The organism is Cytobacillus spartinae, from assembly GCF_042865285.1.
GTDB classification, from domain to species: domain Bacteria; phylum Bacillota; class Bacilli; order Bacillales; family Cytobacillaceae; genus Robertmurraya_A; species Robertmurraya_A spartinae.
Map to the genome: position 1 here is coordinate 34628 of NZ_JBIACK010000017.1, position 20388 is coordinate 55015.

The 20388-nt window shown below is 35.1% G+C and carries 21 protein-coding genes; 6 read left to right on the forward strand and 15 right to left on the reverse strand.

Annotation, left to right across the window (positions count from 1 at the left end):
* Positions 1 to 496 precede the first annotated feature (496 nt).
* Entirely contained in the window at positions 497 to 1171 is a 675-nt protein-coding gene (locus tag ACFYKX_RS23525; RefSeq protein WP_389364154.1) for a GNAT family N-acetyltransferase, read from the forward strand.
* A gap of 148 nt (positions 1172 to 1319) precedes the next feature.
* On the opposite strand, the gene ACFYKX_RS23530 is transcribed toward ACFYKX_RS23525, so the two are convergent.
* The 10 genes from ACFYKX_RS23530 to ACFYKX_RS23575 all read right to left on the reverse strand — a co-directional run bounded on the left by ACFYKX_RS23530 (position 1320) and on the right by ACFYKX_RS23575 (position 11596).
* Positions 1320 to 2480: a YVTN family beta-propeller repeat protein gene (locus tag ACFYKX_RS23530; protein ID WP_389364156.1), complete on the reverse strand. Its 1161-nt coding sequence runs from the start codon at positions 2478 to 2480 to the stop codon at positions 1320 to 1322.
* A 557-nt stretch (positions 2481 to 3037) separates the two neighbouring features.
* A complete protein-coding gene (locus tag ACFYKX_RS23535) occupies positions 3038 to 3568 on the reverse strand; it encodes a PadR family transcriptional regulator (RefSeq protein WP_389364158.1) in 531 nt (176 codons plus the stop codon).
* A gap of 75 nt (positions 3569 to 3643) precedes the next feature.
* Positions 3644 to 4402 carry an ABC transporter permease gene (locus ACFYKX_RS23540; RefSeq protein ID WP_389364159.1) on the reverse strand — a complete coding sequence of 253 codons (759 nt, stop codon included), beginning with the start codon at positions 4400 to 4402 and terminating at the stop codon, positions 3644 to 3646.
* A gap of 71 nt (positions 4403 to 4473) precedes the next feature.
* Positions 4474 to 5190, reverse strand: coding sequence for an ABC transporter ATP-binding protein (locus tag ACFYKX_RS23545; protein WP_389364161.1), 717 nt, complete (start codon positions 5188 to 5190; stop codon positions 4474 to 4476).
* A 241-nt stretch (positions 5191 to 5431) separates the two neighbouring features.
* Complete coding sequence (ptsP, locus tag ACFYKX_RS23550; RefSeq protein ID WP_389364163.1) at positions 5432 to 7147, reverse strand: phosphoenolpyruvate--protein phosphotransferase; 1716 nt, start codon at positions 7145 to 7147, stop codon at positions 5432 to 5434.
* Entirely contained in the window at positions 7147 to 7413 is a 267-nt protein-coding gene (locus ACFYKX_RS23555; RefSeq protein WP_389364295.1) for a phosphocarrier protein HPr, read from the reverse strand. Before ACFYKX_RS23555 ends, ptsP begins: the two co-directional genes overlap by 1 nt.
* A gap of 350 nt (positions 7414 to 7763) precedes the next feature.
* Entirely contained in the window at positions 7764 to 8039 is a 276-nt protein-coding gene (locus ACFYKX_RS23560; protein WP_389364165.1) for a hypothetical protein, read from the reverse strand.
* Between the two features lie 106 nt (positions 8040 to 8145).
* Positions 8146 to 9450 carry a hypothetical protein gene (locus tag ACFYKX_RS23565; RefSeq protein ID WP_389364167.1) on the reverse strand — a complete coding sequence of 435 codons (1305 nt, stop codon included), beginning with the start codon at positions 9448 to 9450 and terminating at the stop codon, positions 8146 to 8148.
* Positions 9451 to 9454: 4 nt separating this feature from the next.
* Positions 9455 to 10648: a DUF58 domain-containing protein gene (locus ACFYKX_RS23570; RefSeq protein WP_389364169.1), complete on the reverse strand. Its 1194-nt coding sequence runs from the start codon at positions 10646 to 10648 to the stop codon at positions 9455 to 9457.
* Between the two features lie 3 nt (positions 10649 to 10651).
* Positions 10652 to 11596 (reverse strand): AAA family ATPase, encoded by a 945-nt coding sequence (locus ACFYKX_RS23575; protein ID WP_389364171.1) that lies wholly within the window; start codon positions 11594 to 11596, stop codon positions 10652 to 10654.
* A gap of 345 nt (positions 11597 to 11941) precedes the next feature.
* On the opposite strand from ACFYKX_RS23575, the gene ACFYKX_RS23580 reads away from it, so the two are divergent.
* Positions 11942 to 12331, forward strand: coding sequence for a PilZ domain-containing protein (locus tag ACFYKX_RS23580; RefSeq protein WP_389364173.1), 390 nt, complete (start codon positions 11942 to 11944; stop codon positions 12329 to 12331).
* A 61-nt stretch (positions 12332 to 12392) separates the two neighbouring features.
* Here the strand turns inward: ACFYKX_RS23580 and ACFYKX_RS23585 are convergent, their stop codons facing one another.
* The 4 genes from ACFYKX_RS23585 to ACFYKX_RS23600 all read right to left on the reverse strand — a co-directional run bounded on the left by ACFYKX_RS23585 (position 12393) and on the right by ACFYKX_RS23600 (position 14484).
* Complete coding sequence (locus ACFYKX_RS23585) at positions 12393 to 12761, reverse strand: cytochrome-c oxidase (RefSeq protein ID WP_389364175.1); 369 nt, start codon at positions 12759 to 12761, stop codon at positions 12393 to 12395.
* 250 nt (positions 12762 to 13011) lie between these two features.
* Complete coding sequence (locus tag ACFYKX_RS23590) at positions 13012 to 13755, reverse strand: glucose 1-dehydrogenase (protein ID WP_389364177.1); 744 nt, start codon at positions 13753 to 13755, stop codon at positions 13012 to 13014.
* Between the two features lie 104 nt (positions 13756 to 13859).
* Positions 13860 to 14057: a Spo0E family sporulation regulatory protein-aspartic acid phosphatase gene (locus ACFYKX_RS23595; RefSeq protein ID WP_389364178.1), complete on the reverse strand. Its 198-nt coding sequence runs from the start codon at positions 14055 to 14057 to the stop codon at positions 13860 to 13862.
* 232 nt (positions 14058 to 14289) lie between these two features.
* Positions 14290 to 14484 carry a hypothetical protein gene (locus tag ACFYKX_RS23600; RefSeq protein WP_389364180.1) on the reverse strand — a complete coding sequence of 65 codons (195 nt, stop codon included), beginning with the start codon at positions 14482 to 14484 and terminating at the stop codon, positions 14290 to 14292.
* 498 nt (positions 14485 to 14982) lie between these two features.
* On the opposite strand from ACFYKX_RS23600, the gene ACFYKX_RS23605 reads away from it, so the two are divergent.
* The 3 genes from ACFYKX_RS23605 (at position 14983) to ACFYKX_RS23615 (ending at position 16825) form a co-directional block, all read left to right on the forward strand.
* Positions 14983 to 15171 carry a YkvS family protein gene (locus tag ACFYKX_RS23605; protein ID WP_389364182.1) on the forward strand — a complete coding sequence of 63 codons (189 nt, stop codon included), beginning with the start codon at positions 14983 to 14985 and terminating at the stop codon, positions 15169 to 15171.
* 277 nt (positions 15172 to 15448) lie between these two features.
* Positions 15449 to 16060, forward strand: a complete 612-nt coding sequence (locus ACFYKX_RS23610) for a CPBP family intramembrane glutamic endopeptidase (RefSeq protein ID WP_389364184.1) — start codon at positions 15449 to 15451, stop codon at positions 16058 to 16060.
* A gap of 93 nt (positions 16061 to 16153) precedes the next feature.
* Complete coding sequence (locus ACFYKX_RS23615; RefSeq protein WP_389364186.1) at positions 16154 to 16825, forward strand: hypothetical protein; 672 nt, start codon at positions 16154 to 16156, stop codon at positions 16823 to 16825.
* Positions 16826 to 16944: 119 nt separating this feature from the next.
* Here ACFYKX_RS23615 and ACFYKX_RS23620 read toward each other — a convergent pair whose 3' ends face one another.
* Entirely contained in the window at positions 16945 to 17994 is a 1050-nt protein-coding gene (locus tag ACFYKX_RS23620) for a YkvI family membrane protein (protein WP_389364188.1), read from the reverse strand.
* A gap of 244 nt (positions 17995 to 18238) precedes the next feature.
* On the opposite strand from ACFYKX_RS23620, the gene ACFYKX_RS23625 reads away from it, so the two are divergent.
* Positions 18239 to 20383 carry an ATP-dependent Clp protease ATP-binding subunit gene (locus tag ACFYKX_RS23625; RefSeq protein WP_389364189.1) on the forward strand — a complete coding sequence of 715 codons (2145 nt, stop codon included), beginning with the start codon at positions 18239 to 18241 and terminating at the stop codon, positions 20381 to 20383.
* Positions 20384 to 20388 lie beyond the last annotated feature (5 nt).

Here is a 20388-nt window from a genome sequence, read left to right on the forward strand (position 1 = left end):
TTCATCTTCCCTTCTTTGTCATATCCTTATTTTAGAAAAAATGTATACTTATATGAACAATCATTAGATGGTACTTTTTTCAGCCTTTAGACTGAGATCCTTATTGAACTGACGGAGTAGAATAGTTTTATTGACTCTATACCCCGTTCTTTATTTAAAAAACCTTACTAGGGGCAAGCGTTAGCGCAGAACTCTGTTTGTGAATGAACTTTGAATTTCATAAATTTCATTTCTTTGTTTGTCTTTAATCTCTAAGTATCTATCATGAAATAGAAAGCTAATTACCAAAGCAATCATCTTTCATCTTCCTTTCTTTAACTTGACTTTGTATCTTTATTTTAGGAAAAATTTTGTTTTTCCATAACAATCCATGGAAGGTATTTACTTCATTCTTTAGACTGATATGGGCATTCTTCTAATGGTGGAGGATGAATTGTTTGACCATCCATGCTAATCATTTTACAATCAAAGAAAACGATGAACGGAGGGTAACAGAATGGCCTTACATAAGGAGATTTACGTATTTGATGGTGATAAACCGAAAAAGGCAGTAATTAGAAATTACCACAAAGAAGATTTCAATGAGCTTATAAGGATTCAACGCGAAGCTTTCCCGCCTCCTTTCCCGTCTGAACTCCTCTGGAATAACGAACAATTAACAAACCATATCACCCTCTTTCCAGAAGGAGCCATTTGTATCGAGGTAGAAGGCAAAGTATGTGGATCCATGACGGGTTTGATCGTTAACCATAATCCTGAGCATCCTAACCATACCTGGTCTGATATCACAGATGATGGATACATAAGAAAACATGACGATAAAGGAAATACACTTTATGTAGTAGACATTTGTGTTAGTCCGCCATATAGGAAGTTAGGACTCGGTAAATGGCTTATGCAATCTATGTACGAAACGGTTGTTTCCTTAGACTTAGACCGTTTACTAGGCGGAGGAAGAATGCCTGGTTATCATCTGCATGCAAAGGATTTATCTGCTGGGGAATATGTAGACCGATTAATGAAGGGGGAACTTCGAGACCCTGTTATTACTTTCTTATTACGTTGCGGGAGAACACCTGTTATACCAGTAGAAAATTATTTAGAGGACGAGGAATCCTTAAATTATGGCCTATTAATGGAATGGAAGAATCCATTTAAAAATAGATTATAGTTCTTAACAATTTCGCTAACATAAAAAATAAACGGGTATAATTTCTCCTAACGGGTTCGGTTTTGAGGTGCAAACTCAACAATGAAAATAACACAAAGCGTGGTCAAATGACCACGCTTTTAACTTTATAATTAGTAAGTTTTATTGTTTATTGAATGGTTATACCATTTGGCATTTCGCCAACATTTAAAGTGGCAATTACTTCATTCTTGTCATTATCAATAACACTAACTGTATTGTCATACATATTTGTCACATATACGAATTTATTATCTTCGCTCGTCACAATACCGTGAGCACCTTTACCTACTTCGATCGTAGCGACAACTTTTTTGTTTTCTAAATCCACTTTGGTAATACTATTTGATGGATTTTCAGAAGTTCCTTGGTTTGCAACCCACACAAATTTATCATCGGATTGAATATAAACTTGAGCTGGACCTTCACCAACAGCAACCTTTTCTACTTTTTCAGTAGCAATGTCAACGATAGATAGCAAATTTTCGCTATTTAAAGTTGTAACAAGAGTTTTTCCATCTGTTGTAACTCCTGTTGTAACTGGTACATTACCTACTACTATTTTTTTCGTTTCTTTCATTTCTTCTAAATCAATGACACTAACGGTGTTTTCATTCATATTTGCTATATATGCGAATTTACTATCTGATGAAATCCTAAAACCATGTGGTCCATTACCTGTTGCAATTGTGTGAATAACTTTATAAGTTTTCATGTCAATAACAGATACATTATTATCTCCGTTATTCGTTACAAGTGCATATTGATTATTTTCTGTGAAGACAATATGTGCAGGATGTGAACCTACTTCTACTTCTTCAATCAATTCATTTGTTTCAGCATCATAAAAGGCTGCTTTACCATCATTATTTTCTTCGCTTGTACCGTGTTCACCGTGAGAAGTATCTTCATTAGTTTCTCCCTTTGTATCGTGACTTTCATCATTGGAACCGTGGTCAGCATGGGTTTCTTCCTCGGAATTTTCTTCATGTTCCTCATGTGTTCCTGAAGGTACAATAGTAGCACCAATAATCTTATCATCAGGCGAAATTTGTACATTGTGTACAGTTCCTTTGACTTTAAATGTTTCGATAACTTTGTTTGTTAAAGCATCAATCTTCGAAATACTCCCCTCGTTTGCTGTGAAGTAAAAAGAAGAGTTAGCGTCTACTTGTTCGTTTTGTACAGGGGCACCGACTTCTTTTTGATTTTGTTGATTTGAAGTGTTTCCACAAGCTGCTAAAAACATACTTGTTGCTAAAGAAATGGATAATATAGCAAACTTTTTCATATTTATAACCTCCAATATATTGTTTTGTACCAAAAAATATTACTCTGTATTTTTGCAGAAACCTTAAAGTTTTTGTGTCTGTAATGTTACAATACCGTGCAGTAAATGTGCAGGGACTTTATTAGTTTTTTGTCTATTAAAGTGCAAAAAGGCAACAACCACTAATTTGGAAGTTGCCTTTTATAGTTTAACGCATATAAATTATATCTTTAAAAGTAAAAATTTTATCAGTCAGACCTAAACGTTGGGCTGGTGTTTTTCTATTTCCTTCTTGCCATTTTTCGTTTTAAAAGTCGAACAGAAATTTAATTTTTTCTCCTTTCTAAAATAGCAATCATATTAACGTATGAATTAACACCAATTTTTCATGTGACAATAAAAATTGTCATTCCATTAAACAGTAAGCCAATTATGGTGCTATTTTATAATCCAATTCACCACAAACGGTAATATAACAACAAAAATAAAAAGACGAAATCAATGCGATTTCGCCTTCTAAATATACTGCTAATTATATTGTTTGCACCTCAAAACCGAACCCGTTAAATTTCTCCCGTTTATTTTTTTTCATATATATTTATCAGTGAATCCATCAGTTCAATTTGGATATCATATTGCTTATAAATATTCTCAAATGTTAACTCTGTAATAGCATCTACTTCCATATACTTCCTTTTAACCTCAATTCCCTCTTTATGCCTCCTTAATTCTTTGATCAGTAGTTCTTTCTGAGCTCTTAAGGCTTCAAGTACATCTTCTTTAAGAGCACTATGAATGAAACTAAGTCCTGTATAAAGTTCACTTGGCAAACTAACGGAGGAAGATTTTAGTGATTGTAAAAGTAACTTTTGAAACTCTTCCTCTCCTTTAGAGGTTATCTTATAAATAGCCTTTATTCGGTGGCCTGTTTGCTCCACTTTGTCGACCTCAACAAGTTCTTCTTTTTCCATCTTTTTTAATGCATGGTAGATAGATCCTGGTAGGATACCCGCCCATCGATCGGCCTCACTTACCTGTAGAATCTGCTGAATCTCATATCCTGACATAGATTTTGATCGAAGTATTCCTAATACCATTAGTCGCGTCATTACGTTATCTCCTCAACATAAAATACTCAATGTTGAATAGTATGTTATCATAAAAGATCAATCACGTAAATCCTCTTATGTTGAATATTTTTTTACACGGTTTATAGTTTTTACCCCATGAGGATCCCACTTGAAGGTAGGTACAGCTAGTAGCATCGAGCCAATTAAATACAAGCAAGGGATTAAAAATGCTAGAAAAAGATCTCCATGACTTTCAGTTAAGGTTCCTCTTAATCCTTGAACGTAATACTCAAATGGTAAGAGCTTACCTACAATACTCACCCATTGCGGAGCATTTGTTAAAGGATAGAAAGCTTGACTCATAAATATCATAGGCAATTGCAAAAGGTTTGAATACATATTGATTTGTCCTTCATTTTGAGCAAGATTAGCAATTAAAAAGCCAATGGCTGTAAAGCATAGGGATCCAACTGCTATTAAGATCGCGGAAATAAAAATAGCTCCTGCCCCAACTTCGATACCAAGAAATAGAATCCCACCAACCCATACTAGCATATTTAAAATCGTACCTATTAGAGTTCTCGCTAAAGTCATAATAAAAATAAATGAGAGAATTGGCATTGGAGTTAGCTTTAATAGTTTGTATACCCCTCTGTTTCTTTGAAGATGAACTTGAAAAGCAATTCCTTGCATTCCCCAAAAAATTGTACTGATTGCTGTTACTCCTGATACTATTCTTATTGGCATATCTCCACCCTCAAAATATAATCCTAAACCGACCATTAAAACGATTGGAAACAAGAGTGAATAAAACAGCGTTATTTTATCTCTTAGAGATGTAATAATCATAGACCTAAATATAATTGACATCATGCATATTTCTCCTTTTTTTATCTACTTTTTATATGACGAAGCCCCATTTCTAACTGTTATGGCTTTTCCATTTAGCATTCAATTGGATGAAAAGAATGGTCTGTCAGTTTTAAGTATAGTTGCTCTAAATCGTTTACTCTGTGTTCTTTACATAATTGAACGGGATTCCCCTCTGTTATCACCCTTCCATCATCAATCATTACTACTCTTGTAGCTAGCTTTACTACTTCGTCCATGTCATGTGTAGTAAAAACAATCGTTTTTCCTTCTAAAAAAAGTTGATTGATTAGGTTGTGGGTAGATATTCTCGATCTTGGGTCTAATGCAGCTGTAGGCTCATCTAAAAATACTAATTCTGGGTCATGAACAAGAGCTGTTGCAATAGCTAATCTTTTTTGTTGGCCACCGGAAAGCTTAGAAGCTTCCGTGTCCTTTGCATCTACTATTTGGCACTTAACAAGTAATTCCCTAGCTTCTTCCTTCGTTAATTTCTTCTTATAAAACGCAGAAAATAGCCTCAAATTCTCTAAAGCTGTTAGTCCCGGAAAGAAAGGGACTGATTGTAATTGAACTCCTATATGCTCCTTATAGCTACTAGACCAGTGAACAACTTCTCCTTCATCATAACTTCTTAATCCTACTAGAATTTCTAATGTAGTTGTTTTCCCGGCTCCATTAGGACCTATGACGGCTATTTTCTCATTTTTATCCACTTTAAAATTAACATCCTTAACCACCGATCGAGATCCATACTTTTTGGCGATTTGTTTTGCTTGAATATAAAACATATTTATAACCTCCTAATATCACTCAATATTAAATAGTCAACATTGAGTAATTAAATTTAACTAAATAATACAATGTTAGTAAGATTTTGTAAATCAGAAGTTTGTAAATATTTTTCGACAAAGATTTAACAAAAAAAAAGACCAACTAATAAAAGTTGATCTTTTAAGGGGGGAATGAATAAGCTTAAGCTTTCCAACCTAAGTGTTATTAAACTAATACCCCTTTTTTAAAAATGTAAACTTACATTTGTGTAGCCGCTTGAACTGCTTGAATGACTTCTTCAGTTGTTCTCATTTGAAGAACTTCAGCAGCCAACTTTTCCATATCCGCTTTGTTTAATTGACGAATTTGAGAACGAGCTTTCAAAATGGATGTAGCACTCATGGAGAACTCATCTAATCCTAATCCTATGAGTAAAGGGATAGCTGTTTCATCTCCTGCCATTTCTCCGCACATACCTGCCCATTTACCTTCTTTATGAGCAGCATCAATGACCATTTTTACCAGTCGAAGAATAGCTGGGTTATATGGTTGGTATAGATAAGAGACTCTTTCGTTCATGCGGTCTGCTGCCATTGTATATTGAATCAAATCATTGGTTCCAATACTGAAAAAGTCTACTTCTTTTGCAAAAAGATCCGCGATAACAGCTGTGGAAGGAATCTCAACCATGATTCCAATTTCAATATCGTCAGACACTGCTACTCCTTCTTGAAGAAGCTTCTGCTTTTCCTCTTCTAGCGTAGCTTTTGCTTGACGGAATTCATCAATCGTTGCAATCATTGGGAACATGATTTTTAAATTCCCAAAAGTACTTGCTCTTAGTAAAGCACGCAATTGAGTTCTGAACATTCCTTGCTCTTCTAAGCATAAACGAATTGCACGGAAGCCTAAGAAAGGATTCATTTCTTTTGGTAGGTTAAGATATGGTAATTCTTTATCTCCACCGATATCTAATGTACGAACGACGACCGGCTTACCTTTCATTCCTTCTAGAACTGCTTTATAAGATTCAAACTGCTCTTCCTCAGTAGGTAGCTGATCTCTTCCCATATATAAGAATTCCGTACGGTATAGACCAACACCTTCTCCACCATTATTAATAACGCCTTCTAAATCCTGAGGCGTTCCAATATTAGCAGCAAGTTCTACATGATGGTTATCAGCAGTGAATGATTCCTCATTAACAAGCTTAGCCCACTCAGCTTTTTGTGCCTCATAAGCAGCATTTTCATTTCTATATCTCTCAACGATGTCTTCTGTTGGGTTGATATGAACTTCACCTTTTAAACCGTCTACAATAACTAAATCCCCAGTATTAATATCTTTTGTTGCCGATTTTGTTCCTACAACGGCAGGGATTTCCATGGAACGCGCCATGATTGCTGAGTGAGACGTTCTTCCACCAATGTCTGTAGTAAATCCTTTAACAAATTGGCGATTAAGTTGAGCTGTATCAGAAGGAGTTAAATCCTCAGCGATAACAACGACTTCCTCAGAGATCATACTTGGGTTAGCTAATTGAACTCCAAGAAGATGGGAAAGTACACGCTTCGTAACATCACGAATGTCAGCTGCACGTTCTTTCATGTATTCATTATCCATAGATTCGAACATCGTGATAAACATGTCTGCTGTTTCTTTTAATGCGAATTCTGCATTTACACTAGAAGATTTAATATTGTCTTCTATCGGATTTAGTAATTCTGGGTCACTTAGAACAAGAAGATGAGCTTCAAAAATAGCTGCCTTATCCTCGCCAAGTTCCACTTTTGCTTTATCCCTAATAGCTTCTAGTTCAGATTTAGATTTGTTAATCGCTGCCTGAAAACGGTCTACTTCTGCACCAACGTCAGAAACAGTTTTCTTTTCGAAAGATAAATTTGGCTCTACTAAGCGAAATGCTTTAGCAATCGCTATTCCACTTGAAGCTGCAATACCGTTTAGCAAATTCATTATTCAGCTAACCCTTCTTTAGTTAATGTCTCTTCAAGACTCTTAAGAGCTTCTTGTTCATCGCTACCTTCAGCAATAATCTTGATGTCAGCACCTTGGCCTACACCCAGTGACATTACACCCATAATTGATTTTAAATTCACTTTTTTCTCCTTGTATTCAAGGTGAATATCAGAATCAAATTTACCTGCAGCTTGTACTAACAATGTTGCTGGACGAGCATGGATTCCTGTATCAGCAATAACTTTGAATTGTTTTTCTACCATAATAATCATACTCCTTTTTCTAATAAGAATTCCCAATTAAGATGTTAATTTATTTCTGGTTGCCTAATAACTTATTATTGCATACTCATATAATCAACTAATTTAAGTTAAAGATACCGTGTTCCTTTTTATTAATTTTTCCATTAATTGTGTTTTCATGTAGGTTGTTTAAATTAAATCAGTTGAAATTCACATGATTCCCTACATATATGTAGTCAGTAAAAAGGGCCACATAGCAACTTTGACCAAGTCATCAGACACATGACATCTCAGAAAAAAGAATAGCATTTTCGGACCCTCAAGACAACGAAAAACCCTTATATTTAAAGGATTTTTCACACTTTTTTTAGTTAAACGCTTTCATTTTCCAGTCTTTGTTTAACCTTACCAAATTGTAGTGTATTGAAACCAATTCTCATTTTTGCTACGGTTCCTTTTAGCGCTGTCGAATGATCTTCCTCTAAGCCTGTGTAGACATTGGCAAGATCTGTTACTGACCTTGCCAACATCTCAATTACATTTCTTAAATCGGTTTCATTAAAAGTTGTTTGGTCCTCCATTAATACTTCCAAAATATCTTGGGACAAGCACTTTACCCTTAGCGCCTTCTCAATCTCAGGTCTCATACGATCCCTCCGCATTTATATTTACATGAAATATATGCAGAAACATTCGGATGCATGATTTTCCACTGACTTGTTATAAAATAAATCTAAACTTGTAACTAGCAGGTTAGTTTGCTCTATTTTTAAAGATAGTCCTTAGAGTCTCTCTTTTTTCGGCTTTAGAGACTCCCTTCCACCTTTTAATAGGCTTCTCTATTTCACCGTTTTCCATTAACTCTTTTTGCAGGTTCTTTAATTCTCTTTTCTTTAGTTTAATTTCATGTTTAAACTCATCGTCTGCTAGGAGGTGTTCTTCCCCACCATACCTGACTTTTTCATAAGAATCATTAATCTTCTCAAAGTTTTCTAACCCAAGTCTCGTCATCCAGTCTTCAAAAGACTCGTAATATTTTCGACCAAGCTTTAGCTTGTCAGCATATTTCTCAAATTCAAATATTTCTTTTCTAATAGGGTGTGAAGGTGGTTTTTGCTTCCCTCTAAACCCAAATGACTTGTTGATAGAAATATCGGACTCTGTAGATGAATAAAAGGAGTCAGTTTTTGTTGTTCTTGTTGTATGAATCGCTTTCTTTTTCTTATAAAAATAAATGAATAGGAAAATGAGTCCTATGAAAAACAAAGCAGAAATGATATATGCAGGATCAATAAGAGAAGTAGTTGTATCCCTTACTGCCTCCTGTTGAGGAAGAGGTTCCATTTGATTTTCTTGCTGAGTTTTTTCATCTTCATATTCAATTACTAGATTATCTGCCCATATTAACAATGGGGAAGCTAAGGTTCCAACAAAATAAGCAATGCCCTCAAACACTCTAAGAAAAATCCATCGAAAGATGTTTAAGCCTCCAGCAATTAATACAGAAATGATAGATAGGATCCCAATTACTGAGATAAACGAACGAGTATAACCCTGTTTTTCCTCTGTACCAGTTTCTATTGTGAGCAATCGAATGATAAAACCACCTGTTATAGAAAATACAAGCTGAAACAATAATAAAAACAGAATTTGGTTGCTATATGTATGTCCAGAAGAAATCGTAAATAACAATCCGATGACACCCATAGCAAATGTGACTAAAATCCATTTTCCTTCGCTTTCCCTTTCAGGGTCATTGTAATGTGTGAGCGTCCTTATAAAAATTAATACTCCCAAAAGCACCAATAGTGATATCGGTAAAAAAGAAAAACCAACGCTAAAAAATATGGGTAGAATCACCACTAGAAATATAATCTTCCCTTTTTCTTTAAACTTGTGAAGTAACAAGGTAAACGATAGAGAAGCAAAGAACGTAAGAATCGTATACGCAGCCAAGGGAGCCGGCTTATGCATGGAAAAAAATAATACAACGAATAGAACTCCCCCAAATAAAATCTCTATTCCTTGAAGATATGTGACTTTAAGTAATCTAATCATCTTCCTAACTCACCCCTTCACTTGCTTTTATGTGGAGCGGCTGAAGATTGGCATATTGATCAAACAGCTCAATCTGTAACAAGGATGTTCCCTTTTTCCGAATAGGAATTATCTGATCAGTGAAGGAACCAGACTTTACTCCTCCGTGGATAAAATAAGGTTGTACAGATAAGTGTCTATTATAGAAGGAGAGCATTTTATCATAGGGATAAATATAAGAATGCTGACCAATGACGGCTAAGGTTTCTAGCACTTTTTGAAGATGCTTATTTCCCGTTCCTTGAGGTATATAATAAAAGGGTGTTGAACCAGCAACTCTCATATTAATACTTAATGAGAAAGGAATATCATTTTTAATTGAAAAATAAGCTAACTCTGCAGCGCTACTTAATAAGGGTTCTAACTGACTAGTAATGGAATACCCATCCGAAATATTTAATGATAAGTGATACCCTCTTTCCGCTAAACGGTTATATACCTTAGTTTGTAACGTTTGCTTCCGTGCACTCGCCTTCCAGTGAATCCGGTTAAAGCTGTCTGAAAAAAGATAATCCCTTGTTCCAGAAGGCGCTAGCAAATCTTCAAAAAGGGAATGATTCACAACCGATTCGCCATTTTGTTTCGATAAGAAATGTTGAATATTTTTAATTGGTATAGTCTTAGGGTATACAAGTACTTCTTGCTTCACAAAATGTTTGTACTCTAAAATCGTTTCACCGAAGCCAAAGAAATGAGGCAGAGTGATTTCAATCTTTCTAATCTTTGAAACCCCTCTTTTTTTAGCTTCATAGGGGATTTGAATCTCTCTTTTATTTCCTCGATTGATGGAAAAAGGCATGGTCAATTCGTAATTGGCTAACACATTGTCTACATCTCCCTTTATAGGAGCTAAACAATCATCAAAAACAATTCTGACCTCTCCTCGCATAATCGGTAGACCACTATTTTCAAATATAAGCTGCCATTCTCCACGTTCCCCAATAAAGTATCTGTTAATGATTTTCTTATTATTAAGTTTTAACCCTTCACCGACATTTTTCAAATAAAGATTGTTGGCATAAAAAAGCACAAAATATAAAACTGCTATTAGAAACACAAACCAAACAGTTGTAAAAAAGCCAACTAATAAAAGAAGGAAAGCGATCAATGAAGTGACGGTGAAGCCTCTGTCCTCAACAATATGTTTCTTCCATTCCATTCCTTACACTCCTGCTTCAACCGGAACAGGTACTGAGTTAATTAATTCTTCAATTACACGTTCCGCCGATTTGGTTAATGAAGCTTCTGTTGATAGGAAGATTCTGTGACTAAGAACGTAAGGAGCCATTAGTTTGATGTCATTCGGAACAACGAACGTTCTGCCTGTTAATAATGCCTTTCCTTGGGCAGCCTTCATTAAAGCCAAAGTTCCCCTTGGACTTACACCTAATTCTATATCTGAGTGCTCTCTTGTCTTCCTTACGATTTCTAACAAATAATCTTCAACTTCATTTGAGTAAGTAATTTTCTTCAGTTCATCTTTCATCACCTTAATATCATCCTGATTTAACACAGGGCGAACATCGACAGCTTGTCCTCCACTTCGGTGCATATGAATCATTTGTTTCTCTTCTTCAAATGTAGGATAGTCCATTTCCATCTTTATGAAAAATCGATCCATTTGTGCAATTGGTAATGGAAAAGTGCCTTGTTGAGACTCCACAGGGTTTTGTGTAGCAATTACCATAAAAGGATCCTCAAGGGATATTGTGTGCCCATCAATCGTTACCTGTCTCTCCTCCATTACTTCTAGTAAGCTTGATTGCGTTCTAGGTGTTGCACGATTCACCTCATCAGCTAGAACGATATTTGCCAAAATCGGACCTGGCCTGAATTCAAACTCCTGCTCTTTTGGATTAAAGAATTGAATTCCTGTTACATCACTTGGAAGTACATCTGGTGTAAATTGAATTCTCGAAAAGCTACCATTGATCATTCGTGCAAAAGTCTTTGCTAACATAGTCTTCCCTGTCCCCGGCACACTCTCTAATAATATATGGCCATTATATAAAAGCGCGATGGCTAAAATCTCTACCTCTTCTTCCTTTCCTACCATTACTTTGCTCATTTCTTCTTTAAGGTTTTTTAACTTGTTTAAGAATTCCATTTCTTCCCCCTGGTAATACATTATTTCTCTAATATTTCAATTGTAAGAAAATTGCCATAAAAAGTCCATTTTTAGCTCAACAACCATTTTCAAAAAAGTGATTGATTATTATCACAATAGCATATATATTTTACTAAAGAATGGCAGGTAATATTTACTTATGACCTTTCTTATTTTAATAGACAGAAGCCCTATACTATATTTGAAGTCCGATATTTTTTAAGCTTTTGCAAAACTTGGTCTTTTATTTTCTTAAAAAATACCTTTATGCTCGGCCAACACTGAAAACAATGTTCATTAATATAGCCAAGTTTTTAAAGAATTTATTAAACTAGGTGATTCTAAATGGTGATGTATAAACGAGAGGAACCCTTTCGCTTTCAATTTCAAAATCCTATCCCAGGTACGTTTAAATTATTAAGTATTAATGGAGTTAGCGGACAGTCAAAGGCTGGCTCAGTTCAAGTATTAGACGTGAGTCCTAATGGTCTTAAGTTCAAGTCAACACTTGACCTTCCAATTGAACGAACAAAATTTTTAATGGAAGTGTCCTTTTTACTTAATGACGAACTAGTACGCGTTTTAGGTGAACCAAAATGGAAAAAACGAGAAGGCACCTCATTTGTCTATGGGTTTGTTGGAATTGATGATGAGGAAACAAAGAAAGAAATTATTGAACGATTAAAACAATATGCTAAAAAGATAAGTACTGATTTGAAAAACAAAAATAAATGATTGTACACAATTGAAAAAGAAGCTGTCCACGGGTAAATTCCAGTGTGACAGCTTCTTTTTCTTATGTTCTTAGATTTTTCAACACATTCCACGCAAAAACTAATACAGCAAGAGTTGTAATCGTTCCACCGATCGCAGTTCCGGGAACAAGTGCTGAATTTCCAGTAATAATCATAAGTGCAAGAGAGATCATCATAATTGGAAGACCGATATTATGAAGCCAAAAATGCCATTTCCCTAACTTGCTAGTCTCTAAGCTTGGAAATAGGTGGTACAGGATCCCTGCGAGTGTTAATGCAGTCCATCCAAGTAAATTGATGTGAACATGCACGGGTGTTAATACATATGAATGAGAAATAGACATATAAAACCCAATCAATACCCCAATCGCAAAGTACACCGCAGAAATCTTAATTAGCTTAATCCCCATCTTATCTCCTCCCCCTAAAATACTATGACATCGATACAATTGTATGAATTTTTAAACAATTTAGACCTAGGGACATAAACATGAACTTGTTTTTAACAGAAAATTTACACCCGGTCCATCCAATGATAATAAAAATCCCGTAAGATGAAGAAAACATCGGGGGAGGAGCTAATTTTCAAACTATGATAGCATGCTTACTTTTTGTTTCAATTGTATTTATGGTTAATATACTTTTACTAAGAAAAAAAGATTAGTGTTCATAGATCATCTTTTTTGTCATTCCTCCATCTAATGTAATGTTTTCACCTGTGATAAAGTCATTGCCCTCAGCGCATAGATAAAGACAGCATCTTGCGACGTCTTCGGGCTTCCCAACTCTTCCTGATAAATGTTGCTCATGATCAACTTCCCTTAAGTCATTGTAATGGTTTGTTTCTATCCATCCAGGACTAATACAGTTCACCCGAATACGTTTTTCAGAAAGAGTCATGGCAAGCGCATGGGTAATAGAAACGATTCCACCCTTCGTAGCTGAGTATGCTTCACTGTTTTTTTCCGACATGAAGGCTCGTGTTGAGGCGATATTTACAATAGAGCCACTAGGTGGCATAAATTTAGCAGCCTCCCTTGTACAAAGGAAAACACTTCTTAAATTTGTATGAATGATTTCATCCCACTCACGAACGGTCATCTCGAAAAAGTCGTGAAATTTTGATATTCCTGCGTTATTTATTAACACATCGACTTTCTTATATTCTCTTATCGTCTCTGCAACTAGATTCTTTATTTCTGTTTCACTTTGGACATCTGTTTTAATAAAAGTGCATGGATATCCCTTTTCAATTAACTTACTCTCTAATTCCTTCCCTTTATCCGAGTCAACATCAGCAATAACTACATTTGCTCCATTTTGAGCAAATGCTTCAATAATTGCTTTCCCAATACCATTTGCCCCACCAGTAACCACCACGGTTTTTCCTTTGTATGTGAACATGATTTACGTTCTCCTTTTCATAAAAGTTGGTTCTCCAATATAATAGAAGATATTTATATTATAGTAAGATTAAACAAAAAAACACTTGCATATATACAAGTGTTTTAAACAGATATTTCTAACTTAAGATCAGAGTTCTTTGTTGACGCCTGTTGATGAAGGTTCAATAAATGATCTAGCTCTATACTTTTCGTTAACGTTTGTAAACTTGAGAGACCGGTTTGATGCGCTGAATCTATCATCTCTTTTCGTTTCCATTCAATTAAATGAACTAACTTTTCTGTTGGATGGAAAGTACTCATTAATGTCACCTCTCAATTTATAGTTATGTATATTTTACTATTAATTCCATGGAAAATATAGTTCTTTATGCATAAAAATAAATTTTTTGTAAATACTTTTGTCATTTTATGAACTTTCTTTTGAATTTGCATAATAAATACATAGCAATTAACCTTTCTTAAATAAAAAAACAGGTGGTTATTCTGAAACTTCAGAAGAGCCACCTATTTCAACTCGATAGTATTTTACATGCTAACTTCTTGGGTTTTCTAAATATTGATATATTACGCCCCCACCCCGTTGGGCAATTCCTCTAAAATGTTTGAAGTCTTCACGTTTAACAATTACTTCTCTTACAACCAGAAACTCTTCTTTATTAACGTGATATTCGGAAATCGTTCCATTTCTAAGCTTTTCTAACAATTCAATTACTAGTTCTTCGTTCATTTCTATCGCCTACTTCCATAGTTAAAAAATTTCACAAATTTCATAAGGAGAACAATTTTAATAGACTTTGCTGTTCAACTTCTAGTTGTGGGTCACATAAAAATTAGAACGTCCTTGGTTGTCCACTACTGCTCTTAGATACAAGTCAAATACCAAATACACAAAAAAATAGTAACATAATTTTTATACTGAAGAAAGCAAGTGCCATACTGCAATTAGGTCCTATATTTTCTGTGAATATCTTAAAGCCTTTTTGCTTCCTCTTACTTACGATTAAAATATGATATTCAGATTAACGACTATACAAATATTTTAAATAATCTGAAAGTAAATCACTAAACCATAGTGGTTACAGTAATTTTCACTTCAAAACCCTTATAAAGTTTCAAGAAAATTTCAAAATTTTTCAAAAAAACATAATAAATTTCTTTACGAATCCGAAAAATTAGTGCAAAATGGTTTATAAAATAGCCAAAAAGGGAAAGGGAGAGAGGCTAATTGAAAAAAGCAGAAGTTGGAAACATTATAGAATTTAGAGAAGGCTTGCGCGGAGTAGTTGAAAAAGTGAACGAAAATTCAGTAATTGTTGACTTAACATACATGGATAATTACCGTGATCTAGAATTAGATCAAAGAACCGTTGTGAATCATAAGAACTACAAAGTGATTAAGGAATCAGCTATATAAAAATGAAAGCGTATTAATAAAGCAGCCAAGTATGGCTGCTTTATTCTTTTGTATAAACTTTTGTATAATCATATTAACAAAACGATTGTTAAATGAATTCATTCTAGTTTGACTTCTATTACCACTGACATGATCCTACAAAGGGAAATTATACCTAACTGTTACATAATGAGTGAATTTTTCAGTTCAGTTTGCATAAAAGTAATCTTTTCCCTTACAAATAGATCAGATTTTCTGTTACAATAATGCTTGGTTTGTCAGAAAGGAGTTTTTATTTATGCTAAAACGTCTTACCGATGTAAGACTTATTGCCGGTTTCTTTTTTGCACATCTGCTCTATTTCTTAACATTTCAGGATAAAAACGTATTTTGGTATATCTTTACCGCTTCGATGCTATTTTTAATTACCTATGCCATCTTAAACGAAGAAATTGACGATGAGGCACCATTTCTAACGTATGTATCATATGGAGCATTATCCGGTATTTCTCTTTTCGTTTTATTTTGGGTTGGGAATTCAATGTTAGATCTTCTTAATCTTCCTTTTTCTAAGCAAATAGATAGTTTATATAACCGCTTATCTCCGTCAGTACTATGGCACTACATAGTTCTGTTATTAGTGATTATTCCAGGTGAAGAAATTTTTTGGAGAGGCTTTATTCAGAAAAGATTAAGCAGCTATGTAAATGGATGGACAAGCATTGTTATTTCTGCATTATTGTACGCATCTGTACATTTGTACTCAGGAACATTCATGCTACCATTTGCAGCTTTGATTGCCGGTCTATTATGGGGCTGGTTGTACACTTGGAAGAAGAGCATCCCACTTTTAATTGTTTCTCATTTAATTTTTGACTTATTTCTTTTTGTCATTTTCCCGTTTAGTTAATCTATCAAAAACTTTTTTGAAATCTTGTAACCCTTTTAATTCCTTTACGTCTAAATAGATGGAAATGCTTGTATGTTATGGGAGGAAATTCGAATGTTTGGATTAAAAAAATTCTTACTACTTACTGGACTAGTAATGCTCATTTTAACTGGGTGCGGTTCAAAAGTTGATGAAACCGATTCTGCCAACGGTTCCGGTACTGATACAGAACAAAATGAGGAGTCTACTGAAAACAATAGTGAAGATAATACAGAAGAGACATCTGATCAAGAAAACAATCAAGATGAAGTAATCCGAATTCTAGAAGACAACATCGAGTATTCGGTAAATGGTGAGCTGAAAGAAGAGACTGCATTCCTGAAATATGGAGATAATCAAGGATACTCTATGTATGTTCTACCAGACTATGAACTAACAGCTGAGGAACCACACAAAGATGTATTAATGTACAAAGAAAATGACCAAATCTTCATGAGAATTGAGCTTTTACCGCAAGAGGTAGAGTGGAATTCTATTGAAGAAACAACAAAGGCTCAGTTGAATGCCGTTAGCAGTGAAATAAAAACTGTTGAATCGCCTGATTCTGACTTTTTTAAAGAAAGCACCGTCCTTGAAGCAGCCGGTAGTGGCGATGTAGTAACAAGCTATTTAGTAAAGAGCAGTGAAAACCCTATAAAACTAACTGTATTTTCTAAGGAAAATGAAGACCACCAAGACGCTTTCCTTAAAATGGCAGAGACTATTCTAAAAGAAAATAATCAGTAAAAATAAAAGACTCAGGGTTCCTGAGTCTTTCATTTTTACTTTATACTATTTTTCAAAAAGTCTCTTTCCATTTAAAGGTTCAGCAGAAATTAAGGGGTCTCTCTCCCCTCTCCATTTTTTTACGTATTGTTCTCTGGATGAAATGGTTTCATCCAAAGCAGAACGATAAAGATGATACTTACATACCCAAAGAGTGGATATAAATAAGCCAAAAGAGTTCCATAATCGATTAAGCTGATAAAATAGCAGATGATGAAGATTGCTGAAACTGTCACCATGCTCGGAACCGTAATATATTTTCTAATCTGCCGCTCTACCCCAAAAATATTGCCAATAACTGATGTGAAAACCTCTCCATATATGATAATGACGAATATCCAGTAAAATCCTGTAGCTAAGTTCTTCATAATAACAGCCATCGGAATCTCATAAAACTCAATATTTGGTAGCATGACCAGTGTTGCATGACTTGCTATTAGAATAATGGTTAACGCAAGGCCTCCAATTATTCCGCCCCATTTTACTGTTTGATCATCTTTGATTTCTGCTGCGACAGGAACAAGTACCGCCTGAGCTAGTCCTAGGTTGAAAGCAGTATATGAAAATGGAGCAACAACTGATTTCCAACCGTCCTCAGCATATGGAATGTATAAAAGTTGGTTCATGAAATTTGGCAATTGAATGGATAAGATCAATAATAAAAAGCTAAAACAGATCATCATTGGAACCACGAATGTATTTACAGCAAACAGCCCTTTTATACCAACAAACATTACTATGATAGAAAGACCAATGGTTATCAAGACACCGATATTTTTAGTTAAACCGAGTTGTTCTTCAAATATTGCACCAGCTCCTGACAGCATCACTGCACAAACTCCTAGGAGCATAAAAAGCATTAAAATATTTATGCCTGTTGCAAAAAACTTTCCAAACAAATACTCATTAAACTCTTCATATGATTTTGCTCCAATTTGTGCAGAAATTCTCATCATTTTTGAGCCTAAAAAAATCAACATATATCCGCTCATTAAAATTCCTACAAGCCCGATAAATCCAAATCGGGAGAAGAATTCTACTATTTCTTTACCTGTAGCAAACCCAGCACCCACAACAGTCCCCACATAGACCGCTGCAACTTGAAAGGCTGCTCCCCAATTCACTTTCACAAAATCCCCTCCTTCCTTTTCAATATATGAGCAGAAGGACAAACAATGACGAGCTTTTTTAAATGTATGGAAAATTTTGAGGAGGTTTATTTTCCCATAAGCAAAATAGTTGAAAGTCAAAAAAGGTCAAAGTATAATAAAAATCAGAAAAGGTCAAATATAGTCAAAGTCAAACACTATTTATATAGGAACTTTCATAAACAGATTACTTTTTTAAATTAGAACTCTAGAGGAGGTCATTTCATTGCTTTGTCAAAAATGCCAACAAACAAATGCCAATGTACAAGTAAGAATGAATATTAACGGAACAGAAAATCAGATTCACCTTTGCCATAGTTGCTACCAAACAGAACGTAAAAAAATTGGCTCCGCATTTGGTCCATCTATGTCTGGGTTACCAAACTTCAAAGACAATGGAAATCCAATTGAAGAACTATTTAATGGATTAGCCTCAACACAACATTCAAACAATCATGAAAATCAGGCTTCTCCCCCTTCTGGAGGCTCAGGAGGCTTCATTGACCAATTCGGTCGTAATTTAACTCAGATGGCTAAAGCTGGCCTGATTGACCCAGTCATTGGACGTGAGGAAGAAGTAAATCGAGTTATCGAAATTTTAAATAGACGCAATAAAAATAACCCTGTATTAATTGGGGAACCAGGTGTTGGAAAAACTGCTGTTGCAGAAGACTTAGCAGCGAAAATTGCAGAGGGTAAAGTTCCTAATAAACTTAAAAATAAAGAAGTCTATTTATTAGACGTAGCCTCCCTTGTTGCCAGTACAGGAATTCGTGGTCAATTTGAGGAGAGAATGAAGCAGCTTATTTCTGAACTACAGACTCGTAAAAACATCATCTTGTTTATTGATGAAATCCATCTACTTGTAGGAGCAGGATCTGCAGAAGGTTCTATGGATGCAGGGAATATTTTAAAACCCGCCTTAGCAAGAGGCGAATTACAGGTCGTTGGTGCCACAACACTTAAGGAATATCGAGGTATCGAAAAAGACGCAGCTCTTGAACGTAGATTCCAACCTGTTCATGTCCATGAACCATCAGTAAATGAAGCGGTAGCCATCTTAAAAGGGCTACAAGAAAAATATGAACAATTCCATGATGTGACATTTTCAGACGAAGCCATTGAAGCGTGCGTAACTTTATCACATCGCTATATTCAAGATCGTTTCCTACCTGATAAAGCTATCGATTTAATGGATGAAGCTGGCTCAAAGGTAAATCTTACTTCAAGCTATCATTCAACAGAACAGATTGAAAAGAGATTAGCTGAAATCTCAAAAGAAAAAGAAGCAGTTCTAAAAGATGAGTTATATGAGAAAGCGGCAGCACTTCGTAAAGAGGAAAAGGAATTAGAAGACGCCTTAAATCATAAAAACATTGAACGCCCTGTGGTTGATGTCGCACAGATTCAACAAATTATTGAAAAGAAAACAGGGATTCCAGTAGGAAAGCTCCAAGAAGATGAGCAAGTAAAAATGCAAAATCTACATTCAAATATAGCTAATAAGGTGATTGGTCAAGAAGCTGCTGTCGAAAAAGTTTCGAAAGCGATTAGAAGAAGTAGAGCAGGGCTTAAATCTAAACACCGCCCAATTGGTTCCTTTATGTTTGTTGGGCCTACAGGGGTTGGTAAGACAGAGTTATCTAAGACACTAGCTGAAGAATTATTCGGATCAAAAGATGCGATGGTTCGCCTAGACATGAGTGAATATATGGAAAAACACAGCATTTCCAAAATCATAGGTTCTCCTCCAGGTTACGTAGGTCACGAAGAGGCAGGTCAGTTAACTGAAAAAGTTAGACGTAACCCTTACAGCATTATTCTTCTAGATGAAATTGAAAAAGCTCACCCAGATGTACAACACATGTTCTTGCAAATCCTTGAGGATGGACGACTTACTGATAGCCAAGGTAGAACCGTAAGCTTTAAAGAAACTGTGATTATTATGACCTCTAATGCTGGTGTTGGACATAAACAAATAAATGTTGGGTTTGACAAAAATCATGATGAAACTTCAAGTATTGTTGATTCTTTAGGTTCATATTTCAAACCTGAATTCCTAAATCGTTTTGATAGCATTATTGAGTTCAAAGGTTTAGACCGTAAACATCTAATTCAAATTGTTAACCTAATGTTAGAAGAGCTTAATGACATGTTGAATGAACAAAATATGAATCTAACAGTGTCGGACGGAGTAAAAGAAAAGCTAGCTGAACTTGGTTACAACCCGTCATTTGGTGCCCGACCACTGCGTCGAGTAATCCAAGAACAGCTTGAAGACAAAATTGCGGACTTCATTCTTGATGAACCAGAAATCACAAATCTAAGCGCAACTTTAAACGAAGGGATTATTGTTATAGAGAAAGCATAACCTCT